Origin of the sequence: Exilibacterium tricleocarpae (assembly GCF_007004655.1) — a bacterium.
Lineage (GTDB): Bacteria > Pseudomonadota > Gammaproteobacteria > Pseudomonadales > Cellvibrionaceae > Exilibacterium > Exilibacterium tricleocarpae.
Window position 1 is genome coordinate 75772 of the sequence record NZ_ML660098.1, and the last position, 14986, is coordinate 90757.

General features: G+C 59.4%; 13 protein-coding genes. 3 read left to right on the forward strand and 10 right to left on the reverse strand.

Features of this window, described 5'->3' with window-relative positions; translation table 11 throughout:
- Positions 1-60: 60 nt before the first annotated feature.
- From FKG94_RS18175 to FKG94_RS18195, 5 genes are all read right to left on the reverse strand, one after another.
- Positions 61-1398 (reverse strand): MFS transporter, encoded by a 1338-nt coding sequence (locus FKG94_RS18175; RefSeq protein ID WP_142928350.1) that lies wholly within the window; start codon positions 1396-1398, stop codon positions 61-63.
- Positions 1399-1430: 32 nt separating this feature from the next.
- Positions 1431-1880: a hypothetical protein gene (locus FKG94_RS18180; protein ID WP_142928351.1), complete on the reverse strand. Its 450-nt coding sequence runs from the start codon at positions 1878-1880 to the stop codon at positions 1431-1433.
- Positions 1873-2712, reverse strand: coding sequence for an alpha/beta fold hydrolase (locus tag FKG94_RS18185; RefSeq protein ID WP_142928352.1), 840 nt, complete (start codon positions 2710-2712; stop codon positions 1873-1875). The genes FKG94_RS18180 and FKG94_RS18185 overlap by 8 nt, the downstream gene beginning before the upstream one ends.
- 11 nt (positions 2713-2723) lie before the next feature.
- Positions 2724-4931 (reverse strand): TonB-dependent receptor, encoded by a 2208-nt coding sequence (locus FKG94_RS18190; protein ID WP_142928353.1) that lies wholly within the window; start codon positions 4929-4931, stop codon positions 2724-2726.
- Between the two features lie 586 nt (positions 4932-5517).
- On the reverse strand, positions 5518-6960 hold the full coding sequence (locus FKG94_RS18195; RefSeq protein WP_142928354.1) for a cryptochrome/photolyase family protein: 1443 nt from the start codon (positions 6958-6960) through the stop codon (positions 5518-5520).
- Positions 6961-7134: 174 nt separating this feature from the next.
- Here FKG94_RS18195 and FKG94_RS18200 point away from each other — a divergent pair, with 174 nt between their 5' ends.
- From FKG94_RS18200 to FKG94_RS18210, 3 genes are read left to right on the forward strand one after another with little or no spacing between them, the layout of a single operon-like run.
- Positions 7135-8094 (forward strand): YbgA family protein, encoded by a 960-nt coding sequence (locus tag FKG94_RS18200; RefSeq protein ID WP_142928355.1) that lies wholly within the window; start codon positions 7135-7137, stop codon positions 8092-8094.
- A gap of 21 nt (positions 8095-8115) precedes the next feature.
- Positions 8116-9156: a ferrochelatase gene (gene hemH, locus FKG94_RS18205; RefSeq protein WP_142928356.1), complete on the forward strand. Its 1041-nt coding sequence runs from the start codon at positions 8116-8118 to the stop codon at positions 9154-9156.
- Complete coding sequence (locus FKG94_RS18210) at positions 9149-9577, forward strand: potassium channel family protein (RefSeq protein ID WP_142928357.1); 429 nt, start codon at positions 9149-9151, stop codon at positions 9575-9577. Before hemH ends, FKG94_RS18210 begins: the two co-directional genes overlap by 8 nt.
- A gap of 22 nt (positions 9578-9599) precedes the next feature.
- Here FKG94_RS18210 and FKG94_RS18215 read toward each other — a convergent pair whose 3' ends face one another.
- The 5 genes from FKG94_RS18215 to hflC form a co-directional block, all read right to left on the reverse strand.
- Positions 9600-10613 (reverse strand): LysR family transcriptional regulator, encoded by a 1014-nt coding sequence (locus FKG94_RS18215; RefSeq protein ID WP_142928358.1) that lies wholly within the window; start codon positions 10611-10613, stop codon positions 9600-9602.
- Between the two features lie 476 nt (positions 10614-11089).
- Complete coding sequence (locus FKG94_RS18220) at positions 11090-12382, reverse strand: adenylosuccinate synthase (RefSeq protein ID WP_142928359.1); 1293 nt, start codon at positions 12380-12382, stop codon at positions 11090-11092.
- Between the two features lie 150 nt (positions 12383-12532).
- The gene (locus FKG94_RS18225; protein ID WP_142928360.1) at positions 12533-13741 is read right to left on the reverse strand and encodes an ATP phosphoribosyltransferase regulatory subunit; all 1209 of its coding nucleotides are present in this window, start codon (positions 13739-13741) and stop codon (positions 12533-12535) included.
- Positions 13742-13780: 39 nt separating this feature from the next.
- A complete protein-coding gene (locus FKG94_RS18230; protein WP_142928361.1) occupies positions 13781-13966 on the reverse strand; it encodes a DUF2065 domain-containing protein in 186 nt (61 codons plus the stop codon).
- 139 nt (positions 13967-14105) lie between these two features.
- Positions 14106-14984 carry a protease modulator HflC gene (gene hflC / locus FKG94_RS18235; RefSeq protein WP_142928362.1) on the reverse strand — a complete coding sequence of 293 codons (879 nt, stop codon included), beginning with the start codon at positions 14982-14984 and terminating at the stop codon, positions 14106-14108.
- Positions 14985-14986 lie beyond the last annotated feature (2 nt).

A 14986-nucleotide genomic window follows, 5' to 3' on the forward strand; every position in this document is an offset into this window, starting at 1 on the left:
GCGATTCTATACAAAAATCAGTGCCGGCAGAACAGTGGCGGCCAACAGCCGCAAACGACCTCAGGCGGCGGGCGCCAATGTCGCCTGCTTGGGCGCTTGGATTTTCATCTGCGTCATGGCCACCATGGCCAGGGCAATCAACACCACAAAGAGCTTGAAAGCCAGGTCGTAGGAACCATAGACCTCGTACATCACTCCCGTCAACCAAATACCGAGGCCGCCACCCAGCGCATCGAGCACCGTTATGGTGCCCAGTATCTTACCGGCGGCTTTCAGACCGAAGGCATTGACGACGTTGAGCTGGATCAGGGTGTAGACGCCGCCCCAGCCGAAGCCGAAAGCTGCCACCGCCACCCAGATCAGCGATGCCTGCAGCGTGGCCAGGCATACGGCACCGCCAATCATGACAATAAAGTTACCCAGGAGTACCCTCCTGCCGTCCAGGTGGTCGGCCAGCAACCCGAAGATAAACTTGCCCACCAGCGCGCAACCGAAAAACACCGACAGCGCATGGGTGGCCAGTGCCGCGGTGAAACCGAGGTCACGCATATGCAAAAACAAGTGAGCCTGGGCCCCCAGCACCGTATAAAAGGTGGTCATGGCGACCGCGGTGATGGCCCAGAAGGTGCGGGTGCGCAACGCCTCGCCATAGGACATGCCGGTGGCGACGCCCGCAGTATTGTTCCCGGCCTCACCCGCGCGAACAGGGGTGTCACTGATGTTAGTAGTCGTGTTTTTGCTGGAGTTGCTGGAGTTGCTGCTGATATTCTCGCTGGCGCTGTTGGTATCGACGTTGCTGCTACCGGCAGCGCTGACACCGGCGTCACTGCCGCCAGTATTGTTGCGCACAATAAAGATCGTCACCAGCAGCATCAGCACCGGAAACACGATTTCCGCCTGAAACGCCTGCCGCCACTCCATTTTGGTCAGCAGGTAGGTGCCATACTGCGGCATTATCGCCCCGCCCAGGCTGGTGCCGACCAGCGCTATGCCAATAGCCAGGCCCCGGTGCTTGACGAACCACTGCGACACCAGGATCACAGCGGCGTTGAGACCGCAGAGCGTGAGCACAATCCCCAACACCACATGGATGGCATAGAGACCGGCCAGCGACGTGATCATGCTGTAAAAGTAGAAAGCACCGGCGAGCAAGCTCCAGCCGATGATCATACAGATACGCACGCCGTAGCGGTCGATCAGTATGCCGGCAAACGGGGCCACCAGCCCGGCCACCGCCAGGGTGATAAAACCGTTGAGCTTGAGCGCACCGCGGTCCCAGCCAAACTCGTTGATCAACGCCTCGTCGAACACCGACAGACCGGAGATACTCAGCCCGTTGCTGATCCACAGCGCCAGGCAGGCCACCAGCGCCATGATCCAGGGAAAATAACGTTTCATTTTACTTCTCTCGCCTCCGTGGTGCCGCCAAGTCAGTCTAGCCGCCGCTCATCGCAGAGCGTGCGTTTGTAACAGCGGCCGTCTTTAAACCAGTGCCAGGTGCGGGCGCGGGACGCTTGGCCGGCGTCCATGACGATGGTTTCATAGAATCGGGCCCCGGGCTCGTCCTTCCTTTCCAGATCGAGTAAAAAGACCTGCGCACCGGCAGCCCACCCACAACCCCGGAATGTCTCCGTATCCCAGTATATTCGACCGTCCCGCAACACGCCGCCAAACTCGACCCGATAGCAGCGTCCGTCTTCCCAGGTAAACTGATTTTTCTGCAGGTACACCACCGGGCCGCGCTCCGGAAACACGCATTCGACCCGACTGCGGTGAAAGTCGAGGGTGTTGCCGTCGCTGTCGATATGCCGATAACTGCCCACCCAGGTACCGGCATGCGCCAGCACCGACGGCATCAGATCTTGCAAGGGATTAGTCATTGCCTTTACTCCGCCTGGAAAACGCCGCATCGAAAAAATTGAGCATCGTCGCCGCCACCGGCTCGGGCCGGACATCGAGAAAGCCATTACCCCAATCCGGAAAGTCACGGCGCTCGCCGTTATTCAACAGCGTATCCACGCGGCGGCTGTGCGCGTAGAGATCGTCGTTGATATTCATCACCAGCAGCGGCTGTTGCAGCTCGCGCAGGTGGCGGACGTAGGCCTCGGCGTGGTTGAAGGCCGCGCGGTGGCCCCACTCGTAGTGATCGCCGCCGCGCAGGTTTTCCGCCATCGAATCGGCCGCCATTGCCAGCGTCATACCGGGACCGCGGTAGTGCATGATGCGCTCCCACATAACGCGGAAACGCTCGCCGCCGGTATCCAGCGCTATGGGGGCAAAGTAGCGGCGGTACTGTTCGAGTTCCGCCGCGGTGAAGATCGGCGCGGAGATATTGATTATCTTCGCCACCGCCCCCGGCCGCTGGCGGGCAGCGGCCAACGCCACCATGGAACCGGTGTGATAACCGACAAAATCGACCGCCCCCGGCCGCCAGTGATCGACCACCTGCCAGACGGCCCGGGCATAGTCTTCGATACTGACTTCGGGCGCTGCGGGCGGATGGTCGGACTCGCCGTAACCGGGATAGTCCGGCGCCAACACCAGGCGGTCGCGCGCCAGCAGCGGCATGACATTGGCAAACGAGCGACCCGACTTGGGCACCATATGCAGGCAGACGATGGCCGGTTTGGCTGTCGCCCGACCGGCTACCCGCAGGTGCAGCTGGCCGTATTCCCCGTCGACAAAACACCGGCGCACGCCGGCGGCAGCCATGCCCGACGGCCTTAGAAACGATAGCCGAAGTCGACGCCCCAGGTCAGGGGATCGGCGGCATACTGCGAAAACGACGGGGCGGTGGCGGCGCGGGCATACTCCTCATCGGTGAGATTCTTACCCCAGATAGCCAACTGCCAGGCGCCACTGGCGGGCTCATAGGCAATGCGGGCGTCGACCAGAGTATCGACATCAACCTCGGCATGCGGCGGTGCGTTGGCGACCAGGTTGAACGACTCGTCTTCAAACGCCAGGTCCAGTCCCGCCGTCAAAACGCCACCGGCTACGGCTGCGGTGTAGACCAGCCCCACCGTTCCCTTGAGCTCCGGCGCATTTTTTAAATCCAGGTCGCGGGCGCAGGCGATCAGTCCGGCATCGCGGCCCGGCTCGCCCACCGCCGGCACATTGCGGCAACCGGGGCTGGTACCGGCATTGGTCAAACCCGACGCCTGCCCCGCGGTCAGTTTGGTGTATTCGGCATCGAGGGTGCCGAGGGTGGCGTTCAGTGTCAGGTTTTGGGTGGCCTTGAACACCAGCTCCAACTCCAGGCCGCTGATTTCCGTCTCGTCAACATTAAAACGGGTAAAGCCGAGCCCGGGAACGGTGCCGGCAATCTGCAGATTATCGTACTGATTGAAAAAATAGGTGGCGTTCAGGCGCAAGCGGTTATCGAACAGGTCGCTTCTGATACCGACTTCGAACGAATCCAGTTCCTCCTCGTCGACCGGTAGAAAACAGGCGGTGGCGGAGAAGCAGTCCGGTGACCAGCCACCGCTTTTAAACCCGGTGGAATAGGACAAATACCCCATGACCTGTTCACTAAACTGTTGGTCCAGGGTAAGCGTGAAGGTGGTGTTGGTAAAATCGACCGATTCGTTGCGGGTAAAACCGGGGATGCCCAGGTTGGCCGCATCCAGGTCCTTGCTCTCGTCCGTGTAGCGCACTCCGGCGCCTGCGGTCAGCGTGTCGGAGATCGCGTAAGTGCCTTTATAAAAAACCGCAAAGGCGTCGGTCTCAACCCCCAACGCAAACGGCAGGAAAAAGACTGAATCCAACTGCACATCTTCAGTAAAGTAATACAGGCCGGCCACGAAGTTGAACGGCCCGCTGGCGTTGGAGGTCAGGGTTATCTCCTGGCTGAGCTGGTCCTGATCGGTCTCCTGCAGGTAGAGAGCGCCAATTCTGCTGGCCAGATCATCCTCCATCTGCCGGTACCCGGTCAGCAGCGACAGCGAGTACTCGCCAATTTCACCGGCAATATTCAGTGTCACACCACGGGTTTCGACCTCACTGGAGTAACCCGTAAAGCAGCCGAGGGTGGTGGAATCGGCTGCGCAGACATTGTCTTCACCGGGCAGGGGTTCGATGGTAAACAAATCGTTATCGGCATCGGCAGACCGCGCGATACTGTCGGGCACCGGGTCCGAGTCGTCGCCGGTGTAGTCGAGGGCGAGATTGGCGCTCCAGCCACTGTCAAAATCGTGCAACAGCGCCACTCTGAACGCTTGCATATCCACTTCACCGACATTGGTCCCGGCCCGATCGGCGAGGGCGCCGTTGGGGTTGAGGGTATGGAAACCGTCGCGACTCTTACTCAGCAGCGTCGCCCTGACCGCGGTACTGTCGGACAGGGCCAGGTTGCCGGTCAGGCGGCCGTCGATGCGATCGTCGCTGCCCACGGTGGCTTTCAGTTCGAGCGTGTTTTCCGCCATCTGCGGCGCTTTGCTGACCAGCTTGATGGCGCCGCCGTTGGAGTTGCGGCCGTACAGCGTGCCCTGCGGTCCCCGCAACACCTCGATGCGCTCAAGGTCCACCAGATCGAACAGGGCACCCACCTGGCGGCCTACATAGACGCCGTCTACGTAGATGCCAACCGCGGGATCGGCGGAGACTCTCGATTCGTCCTCACCCACACCGCGCAGAAATACCCGGGCGCCGCTGGCGGTACCGGTGTTGGTGGCGATACTGATATTGGGTACCTGGTATTGCAGATCGCGCACATTGGCCACCTGCTTTAATTCCATATCCTCGGGACCCAGTGCGGTGACGGCGACCGGGACCTCTTGTAAAGAGGCCTCCCGGCGCTGGGACGTCACGGTGATCTCCTCCAGTTCGGAGCGCAGTCCCTCCCCGGTCTGCGCCATAACCACACTGTGGGCAGCGGCCATCGCCAGTGTCATTGAGGATATCAATACCGTTTTTTGAAAAGTGTCGCTCATGTCGCTACCTCCCGCAAAGTGCTGCCGCCCCTGTGGTCCGGCCTGATACCGGCCCGCTGCAACTGTGCTGTGATTTATTGTTAATTAGTCTTTTTAGTAACTACTACCATTTAGCCTTAATAACATATTGACATATGTTTATATCTATACTAAATCGATGATTCGCCCCTGTCCAGCGCTAAAAGTTGCCGGGGCTTTTTTGGGGCTTGGTGATTGACTGTGATTGTTGCGAGACTGCGACGGTCGCCGGCAGAGCGGGTCTGGTGCAGGGTCAGCGCGGGGAATCCCGTTACCGCCAACCGGCACCTCTTCCGGCGGCAGGGTGCGGGGACGTAACTTCAGTTGCGTCCCCGTAGAATGGTGCCACTACCCTATGCTAGAACCACTCCTGCAGTATTCTGCGAGCGGTGCTGTTAGCACAGGGGAGTGGACCCTCTCGAGGGGGACGCAACTGAAGTTACGTCCCCGCACCCTGCCACCGCAAGTGTCAGCTTCGAGTAACAACGAGGAAAAATAGAGACAGCCCCTCTATCAGGGGTCATCAAGGCACCCTGTAGCGGCGAATCCGTCATTACCGGAGCTTGCGCTATTGCGAACGAATAGCCGCATAAGCATCCAGTGCCTGTTGCCGGGTCGCTTTCAAATCCAACACCGGCGCCGGGTAGTTCCCACCCAGATTGACCCCGGCCGCCGCCAGCACCTCTGCAGGCGCCTCCCAGGGCGCGTGAATATACTTATCCGGTAACTGAACCAGTTCCGGCACCCAGCGGCGGATATACTGCCCTTCAGCATCGAACTTCTGCGATTGAGTCACCGGATTGAAGATGCGGAAATAAGGCGCGGCATCGGCACCACTGCCCGCCACCCACTGCCAACTGGCGGCGTTGTTGGCCAGGTCGGCATCCACCAGCGTATCCCAGAACCAGGCCTCGCCCTCCTGCCAGGGCACCAGCATGTTTTTCACCAGCAGCGAGGCGACGATCATGCGCACCCGGTTGTGCATCCAACCCGTATGCCAAAGCTCGCGCATACCGGCATCGACCAGGGGATAACCTGTCTTACCCCGCTGCCAGGCCGCCAGCGCAGGGCGGTCACTGCGCCAGGGAAAGGCGTCAAACTGCCGCCGAAACGGCTGGCTGGGCAGGCTCGGCCAGTGGTGCAACAGATGATAGGAGAATTCCCGCCACCCCATTTCGCGCAAAAAATGCCCGGCATCGTCCTGAGCCCCCGGAGTCGTCACCGCCTCGCGCTGCAGCGTGTGCCAGATTTGCCGGGCTGAAATCTCGCCAAAGTGCAGATGGGGCGAAAGGCGCGAGGTGGAGGCCCGGGCGGGTTGGTCGCGGCCCACTTTGTAACCGATAAGCCCCTCGTGCAAAAAATCACGCAGCCGCTGCTGGGCGCCGGCCTCGCCCGGGGTCCAGCTCTCGCGCAAACCGCCGGCCCAATCCGGTGCCGTGGGCAACAGGTCCCAATCCCGCAACCGGCCGGCACTCAGGCGGCGCCGGCAGAACTCGATATGCCGCGGCACCTGCCGGGCCGGGCCGGGAGCCGGTTGTTGTAAGCAGGCCTTCCAATATGGCGTAAACACCTTGAACGGCTCACCGGCCTGGGTGCGCAACTGTTCCGGCTCGAACAACAGATAGCCGCCGAAGCGCTTGACTTCAATACCACGGGCCGACAATTCGGCATGCAGACCCTGTTCAACCTGCGCGGCAAAGGGCTCGTACTGGCGTGAAAAATACACGCCGCAGGCGTCAACTTCGTCCACCAGGCGCAGCAGTTCAGCCTGCGCCGCACCCCGCCGCAGTATCAGGCGACCGCCTCTGTCCTTCAGCGTCTGCTGCAATGCCGCCAGGCTGTGATGCAACCACCAGCGGGCCGCCCCACCGTGGCACCACTGACCCGGCGTCTCATCGTCGAGCACGTAGACAGCGAGAATGGGATGCCCGGTTTTGACCGCCGCCCGTAAACCGGGGTTATCATGCAGCCTGAGATCCTGGCGAAACCAGTATATAATCGGTTGCTTCACTACACTCTCCACTACTCGACGAAATGACACAGTTACCAGGAAGACCGCGGGCACATTACACCCCGGCGGGTATACGTACACCGCTGTGGTCCGGATTAGCACCAACTGCGTACCAGCGGCTACACTTTCAGCTAGGCTGTACCGGTCGAACGCATAACCTGGATTGATACCGGCATGAACACTAACACGACAGCGCCCAAGATTCCCGTCGGTATCAGCAGTTGCCTGCTCGGCGAAGAGGTGAGATACAACGGCGGCCACAAACGCAACGCCTACATCGTCCAGACCCTCGGCGATTATTTCGCGTTTCGGCCCTTCTGCCCCGAAGTGGCCATCGGCATGGGTGTTCCCCGCGAACCGGTGCGACTGGTGCGCCAGGGTGAGGATATCCGTTGCGTCGGTACCAAGGATGCCACGCTCGATGTCACTGACAGCCTGATCAAATGCGCCGATGAGCAACAAACCTGGCACCGCGAAATTTATGGCTACATTTTGAAAAAGGACTCCCCCAGTTGCGGGATGGAGCGGGTCAAGCTCTACCGGGGCCAACATGCCGAACGCGATGCCGTGGGGATGTATGCACAACGGCTGATGCGCAACTTCCCGAACTTACCGGTGGAGGAAGAAGGCCGGCTCGGGGACGCCGTCTTGCGGGAAAATTTCGTCCAGCGGATTTTTATCTACTACCGCTGGCAGACACTGCTGGCAAGCGGCGCCACTCACGATGCCCTGTGCCGGTTTCACGCACAGCACAAGATGATTCTCATGAGCCGCAACCAGGAGATGGCACGGGCACTGGGCCGGTTTCTGTCGGAGGCGGCGGACCTGGCGCTCGACGAGTTGTGCCAAGAATACGGGGCACGCTTGACGGAGATACTGAAAATCAGGGCCAGCCGCAAAAATCACGTCAATGTGCTCCAGCATATCCAGGGTTACCTGAAAAGAGAATTGGACAAAGACGACAAAAAAGAGCTGTCCGAATCTATTGAGCAGTATCGCCTGGGGCTGTTGCCCCTGATCGTGCCGATTACCCTGTTGCGCCATCACTTTCGCAAAAACCCCAATACCTACATAGAGGAATCTTTTTACATGCAACCACACCCGAAAGAACTCATGCTGTTAAACAAACTGTAACCGGGGATTGCATCAACTATCATGGCCCGATACAGCGCACTCAGCGACAAAAACCACGATCAACTGCACAGCAAACTCAAACAAAACGCGACACGAACCGGAATCCTGATCACCAATCTCGGCACCCCTGATGCGCCCACACCAGCGGCGCTGCGACGCTACCTGGCCGAGTTCCTCGCCGACCCCCGCGTAGTGGAGATTCCGCGCCTGCTTTGGCTGTGTATTCTGCACGGTATCATCCTGCGCATCCGACCGCGCAAATCCGCCGCGCTCTATCGCCAGATATGGTGGGAAAAGGGCTCGCCGCTGCTGGTGATCAGCAGCCGCCAGCGCGAAAAACTACAGCAGCAGCTCGGCGACGCTGCCGTGGTAAAACTGGGGATGCGTTACGGCAATCCGGCCATTGCCACAGCGTTGCGGGAATTTCAGGCCGAGGGCATTGACCGCGTCGTGGTGCTGCCGCTCTACCCGCAGTACGGCGGCCCCACCACGGGCGCCACCTTCGATGCCGTTGCCGGGGAGCTGCGCCGCTGGCGCCGGGTGCCGCAGTTGCACTTTATCAATAGTTATTTTGACAGCCCCGCCTACATCGACGCACTGGGTAAAAGTATTGCCACGTATATCGACAGCCACGGTATGCCGGACCGACTGCTACTGTCCTATCACGGTATGCCAAAGCAGTTTCTCCTCAGTGGCGACCCCTACTACTGCCACAGCCTCAAAACCACCCGCTTGCTGCGGGAGCAACTCGGGCTCGACGAAGACCGGGTTATCACCTGCTTCCAATCGCGCTTCGGCAAAGCGGAGTGGTTGCAGCCTTACACCGATAAGACCCTGGAGACGCTGGCGCAGGATGGTGTGAAAAGCGTCGCCATCGCCTGCCCCGCATTCAGCGTCGACTGCCTGGAAACCCTGGAGGAGATCGCCATTCAAAATCGGGAAATTTTTCTCGACGCCGGCGGCAGCCGCTATGATTATATACCCGCGCTCAATGACGGCGATGATCATATTGCAGCGCTGGCGGCATTGGTAAAGCCCTTTCTACCATCCCACCATGCTTGATATTTTATTGATCAACAGCCTGTTGATAGCAGCAGTTGTCATTATTCACTTTGAGGCCCTGACCTGCATTTCCAATATCCTGCCGCGCCTGCCGGATCGACGCCGATTCAAAATTTTATTCGGTATTTTCGGCTCACTGGCCGCCCATGTTGTCGAAATCTGGGCCTTCGCCCTGGGCTATTATCTGCTGATCCAAGAGGGTGATTTCGGTTTGTTACAAGGCAACACTGCCAACACTCTGCTCGACTGCGCCTATTTTTCCTTCACCACCTACACATCTCTCGGACTCGGGGATGTGGAGCCAATCGGCAAAATTCGCTACCTGGCGGGGCTGGAATCACTGACCGGTCTGGTGCTGATCGGCTGGACGGCATCGTTTATGTATATCGAGATGCAACGCTACTGGACCAACAATAAATAATCGGGGCGCCCCCGGATCACTGTCAGTACCCCGAGCGCAGCACGCCCACCAGTTGATCTGTCTGGTAGGCGTGACGGGCATCTTCCAGGCGTCGCTTTCTCTCCTTGCTGAAAGTCTCGACAATCTCCAGAATCTTTTGCTGCAACCACTGGTGCGCCGGCGAGTTGTCGGTGCGCTTGTGACTCACCAGCATATAGTTGATCTTTACCGCCGTATCGAGCGGTAACGGCAGCCCGACCACCCCGCCGCTGATCTGCGGGTGCTGACTCAAAAACGGCGGCCCGGGCATCAGGCAATCGGTGCGCCGCAACACCTCCATGGCCGTGAACAAATGCGATGTCTCAAACACATCTTCGAGCTGCTGCTCGTGTTCGGCAAACACGCCGCGGGTCTGGCGCATAAACTCCAGCTCTTCGATATCGGGAATATACAGACTGATCTGCGGATAAGCGCTGATGTCCTTCCAGGTGATGGCGCCCTGCTGCCGCAGGGGGTGCCCCTGCCGGGCCAGCAGCACCGGCGGCATACCCCCCAGATGGGTGACATTGAAATCAGCCCCGTAGCGCGTGCGCTGGATATGGAGGGCAAAATCCAAATTGCCTTCGGCCAGCTGGTCCAGTTGATTTTCGATCCGGCTAATGGTCTGGATGCGGATATGAGGCGCTTCGCGTTGCAGAATCTCCATCAGCGCCGGCAGTATGCCGATCCCCAGGTATTCGGCCACGGCAATGGTAAATTCACCTTTGAAGTTGCGCGGGTCAAACGCCCGTGCCGACACCAGTTGCTCGACACCCTGCAGTATCTCTAACAGGCTGGCCTGCAACTCCTTGGCCCGGGGCGTGGGTACCATACCGTGGGAGGTACGGGTAAACAGCGGATCGCCGAACATATCGCGCAGGCGGCCCAGGGTTTTACTCATTGCCGACTGGGTGACAAACAATCGCTCGGCCGCTTTGGAAACATTGCGCTCCTCCAACAGGACCTGCAGTGCCACCAGCAAATTGAGATCCAGACGCGCAACTCGGCGGGTATCCATGGTGCCTCCTCCCGGCAGTGATATGAACCCAGTTCATTTAGCGCATAATTGTAAACCATTAGATGAATACCAGCAGTTTTTTTATACTGGCGCAAGTTCGGTGAATACTCCTGAACTCTCTCCTCGAGTCTCTACTCGAACAGCCCGTTAGCCCGCACCCAGCGGGCTTTTTTTGTGGGGTGTCAGCGTCGCTGTCAAGTTTGCCGGAACCACTGGAGAGCCGATCAGCAACCTGCTATGAATCAAATTCACAATGCCTGTGAATCTAAACCATTACATGCATATCAGAGATTGGCGTATGGTGACCGCAAGTTCGGGCAAACATACGACTTGCCAGGAATAGTCAGTTAACGTGTACTTCTGTTTTATCGATCTTCTTTAGAAACTTTGCTTGCAACAAATGCCCGCTCATATGAGCGGGTTTCTTTTTTTGGACCCTGCGTTTGTTTGGCTGGTACGAGCCAGGCGGGTAGCGGTCAGTCAAACGGATGCCGCAGCACAATCGTTTGCACCCGATCGGGACCGGTGGAAATGATATCGACCGGAGCCCCGACCAGGACTTCCAACCGCTTGATATAGGCCCTGGCATTTTCCGGCAGGCCCGCCAGGGTTTCCACGCCCACGGTGGATTCGCTCCAGCCGGGCAATTCTTCATAGATAGGCTGGATGTCCTCCCAGCCCTCGGTATCAAACGGCACCCCCACCGACTTGCCGTTGCCGTCCTGATAACCGACACAAACACAGACGCGCTCCAGACCATCCAACACATCCAGTTTGGTCAGACACAAGCCCGAAATACTGTTGATGCGGATGGCGTGGCGCACAGCCACAGCGTCAAACCAGCCGGTGCGGCGCTGGCGCCCGGTGGTGGCGCCAAATTCATGGCCCTTTTCACCGAGATGGCGGCCCACGTCACAGGACAGTTCCGTCGGAAACGGACCGGAACCCACCCGCGTTGTATAGGCCTTGGTAATACCCAGTACGTAGTCGAGGTACAGCGGGCCAAAACCGGAGCCTGTGGCGGTACCGCCGGCGGTGGTATTGGACGAGGTGACATAGGGGTAGGTGCCGTGATCGATATCCAGCAGTGAACCCTGCGCCCCTTCAAACAAAATATTGCGACCGGTTTCCCGGGCCTGGTGCAGCGCCTCGGTAACGTCCGCCAGCATCGGTCGCAGTTGTTCGGCCCAGGCCCGGCAGTCGGCCAGAACCCGGTCGAAATCGCAGGCTTGCGTCTGGTGGTAGTGGGTCAGGGTAAAGTTGTGGTAGTCGAGTACCTGTTTGAGCTTGTCTTCAAAACCCTCGCGATTGAACAGGTCGCCCAGTCGCAGGCCGCGGCGGGCCACCTTGTCCTCATAGGCGGGACCTATACCGCGCCCGGTGGTGCCGATCTTGGACTTGCCCCGGGCCCGCTCCCGCGCCTGGTCCAGCGCTACATGAAACGGCAGTATCAGGGGACAGGCCGGCGACAGGCGCAGGCGGTCGCGCACCGGCACCCCTTTTTGTTCCAGTTGTTCGATTTCTTTCAGCAACGCGTCCGGGGCCAGGACTACGCCGTTGCCGATCAGGCAGGTCACCTCCTCGCGCAGAATTCCGGAGGGGATCAGGTGTAATACTGTCTTCTCGCCCTCAATCACCAGGGTGTGCCCGGCATTGTGTCCACCCTGAAAGCGCGCCACCAATGCCACCTGATCGGTCAGCAGGTCGACAATCTTGCCCTTGCCCTCGTCACCCCACTGGGTGCCCAATACCACGACGTTTTTACCCATGTTCACAAAACTCTCTAGTCATACCCATCCACAAACCACTGTTTTGTTTGGCGCAGATACAGTGGCTTAACTTGAAAACTCACCCGTGCAGTTCGAGTGTCACGCGACTTGTTAACAACAATCCCGCTTTGCAACCCTGGCAAAAAGCCGTTACCGGGGCTCGGCCTCATCCGGATCGGCAAACGGCCTGACCACATATTCGCCGCCTTCCAACACCAGGTGGCGATCGCACTTGCTTTCGTCGCACTGTAACGCCTGCCCGGACAAACCACACACCACCCGCTCGCCACTGTCGCGCAACTGCTGAATAGCGCGCCACTGTCCGGCATCGTCGCTGGCCTCGGCATAAATACCGGCGCGCTCGGCCGCCTCCGGCGCCCGCAGGCGGTTCAGTGCGATCAGGTCGGCGGCGAAGCCGGTCGCCGGGCGCCCGCGGCCAAACACCTCGCCGATATGGTCATAGCGGCCACCGGTAGCGATGGCGTTGCCCAGACCCGGCGCATAGGCGGCAAAGACCAGGCCGGTATGGTAGTGATAACCGCGCAGTTCGCTCAAATCAAAGTAGAAATCAACGCCGGGGTAGCGCCGCTGCACGGCATCAGCGACGCCGCTCAGCTCATCCAACGCCGCCTGGAGCTCGGCAGACCCGGCGGCAAACAGTTGCTGTGCCCGCTCGAACACGGTGCTGTCGCCGGCCAGCGCGGGCAAGGCGAGAAACAGCGCCGCCAGTTCGCCGTCGCTGACATTGTCGTTGACCCAGGCAGCAATCTCGGTGGTCGCCTTGCGTTGCAGCAGTTCAAACAACGTCTCTTCCTGGCCCGCCGCCAGCCCCGCCTGCTCAGCCAGTGCCCGATAGATACCCACGTGCCCAAGCTCCAGGTGCAGATGCGGCAATTCGGCGACGCCGAGGGTCTCCAGCAACAGGGAAATCACTTCAATATCGGCATCGAGGCCGGCTTCGCCGTAGAGTTCGACCCCGACCTGGATCGGCGTACGCGTCGCCAGCGGGCTGCGCGGCAGGGTGTGCAGCACATGGCCGGCATAACACAGTCGGTTGGGACCGCGCCGCTTCAGGCTGTGGGCATCCATGCGGGCGGTTTGCGGGGTAATATCGGCGCGAATACCCATACTGCGACCGGTCAGTTGGTCGGTCACCTTGAACGTCAGCAGGTCGATATCGCGACCCAGTCCGATCAGCAGCGACTCGGTAAACTCGACCATCGGCGGGATGACCAGGTCGTAGCCCCAGCGGTGATAAAGGTTCAACAACCGACGCCGCAACTGCTCTATGCGCTCGGCTTCAGCGGGCAGTATTTCTTCCACTCCATCCGGCAACAACCAGCGATCAGCATAGGACATAGTCGATTTCCAGTCTCCAAGTAAAGGTAAGAGTCAACCTCAAGTGAAAACAAACAGCAGGCCCGTGCCCACCAGCATGCTGACCAACCCCGTGACCCGCAGCTCACGATCAGTGCCGGTGGCGAGCGCCGCCACCAGGGCGCGCCAACGATTGGGGTATAGAAAAGGCAGTATGCCCTCGAAGACCAACATCAAACAGAATGCTCTACCCAATTCTTCCCACATAGCCAGCTCGTCTCACTCGAGGCGCTTTATCGGTACCGCAGCACCGGCACCGCAGATTTCCTACCCGCACAAAAAACCGGGCCATAGGCCCGGTTGACAAATACTATCACCTTTCGCGGTGATATGTACTTTCTTTAATCTATTGTCTACCTGCTCTGGGGTCGTTCAGATAGCGGAAAAACTCACTCTCCGGATCAATCAACAAGACATCCTCGCGGCCTTTGAACGTCTCTTTGTAGGCGTTGAGACTGCGCACGAAAGCGTAGAACTCCGGGTTCTTGTTAAAAGATTCGGCGTAAATCCGCGCCGCTTCCGCATCTCCCTCACCGCGCAACAGCTCGGAATCCCGATAAGCCTCAGCCTCCAGGATAGTACGCTGCCGATCGGCATCGGCGGTGATGATCTCGGCCTGCTCGTCACCCTTGGAGCGGTGTTCGCGCGCCTCGCGGTCCCGCTCGGCCTTCATGCGGGAAAACACCGACTCGCTCACTTGCTCCGGCAGGTCGATGCGCTTGACGCGCACATCCACCACTTCGATGCCGAGACTTTCCTGGGTGAAACCGTTTAACCCGCTCGTCAGTTCATTCATCAACTGGTCCCGCTCACCGCTGACCACTTCCTGCATCGAGCGCTCGGCCACCGCGTTGCGCAAGCCTTCGTTGACCCGCTGCGCCAGGAGTCTCTCGGCGCGGGATTCCTCACCGTTGGTAACCGTGTAGTACTTGCCTACATCGGCGATACGCCACTTGACGAAGGAGTCGACGATCATGCCTTTCTTCTCCACCGTCAGGAAGCGCTCGGGACGCGCATCGACCGTCAATACCCGCGCATCGAAGATACGCACTTCGTTGACGATGGGCCACTTCAAGTGCAGCCCCGGCTGGATATCGGCCTCCACCACCCGGCCGAATTGCAGCAGGACGGCGCGCTCGGTTTCTTTCACGATGAACAGTGTGTTCATAGCGAGTATCACCAGCAGCGCAATACTCAAAAGCGGAATGATAAGTCGGTTACTCATGA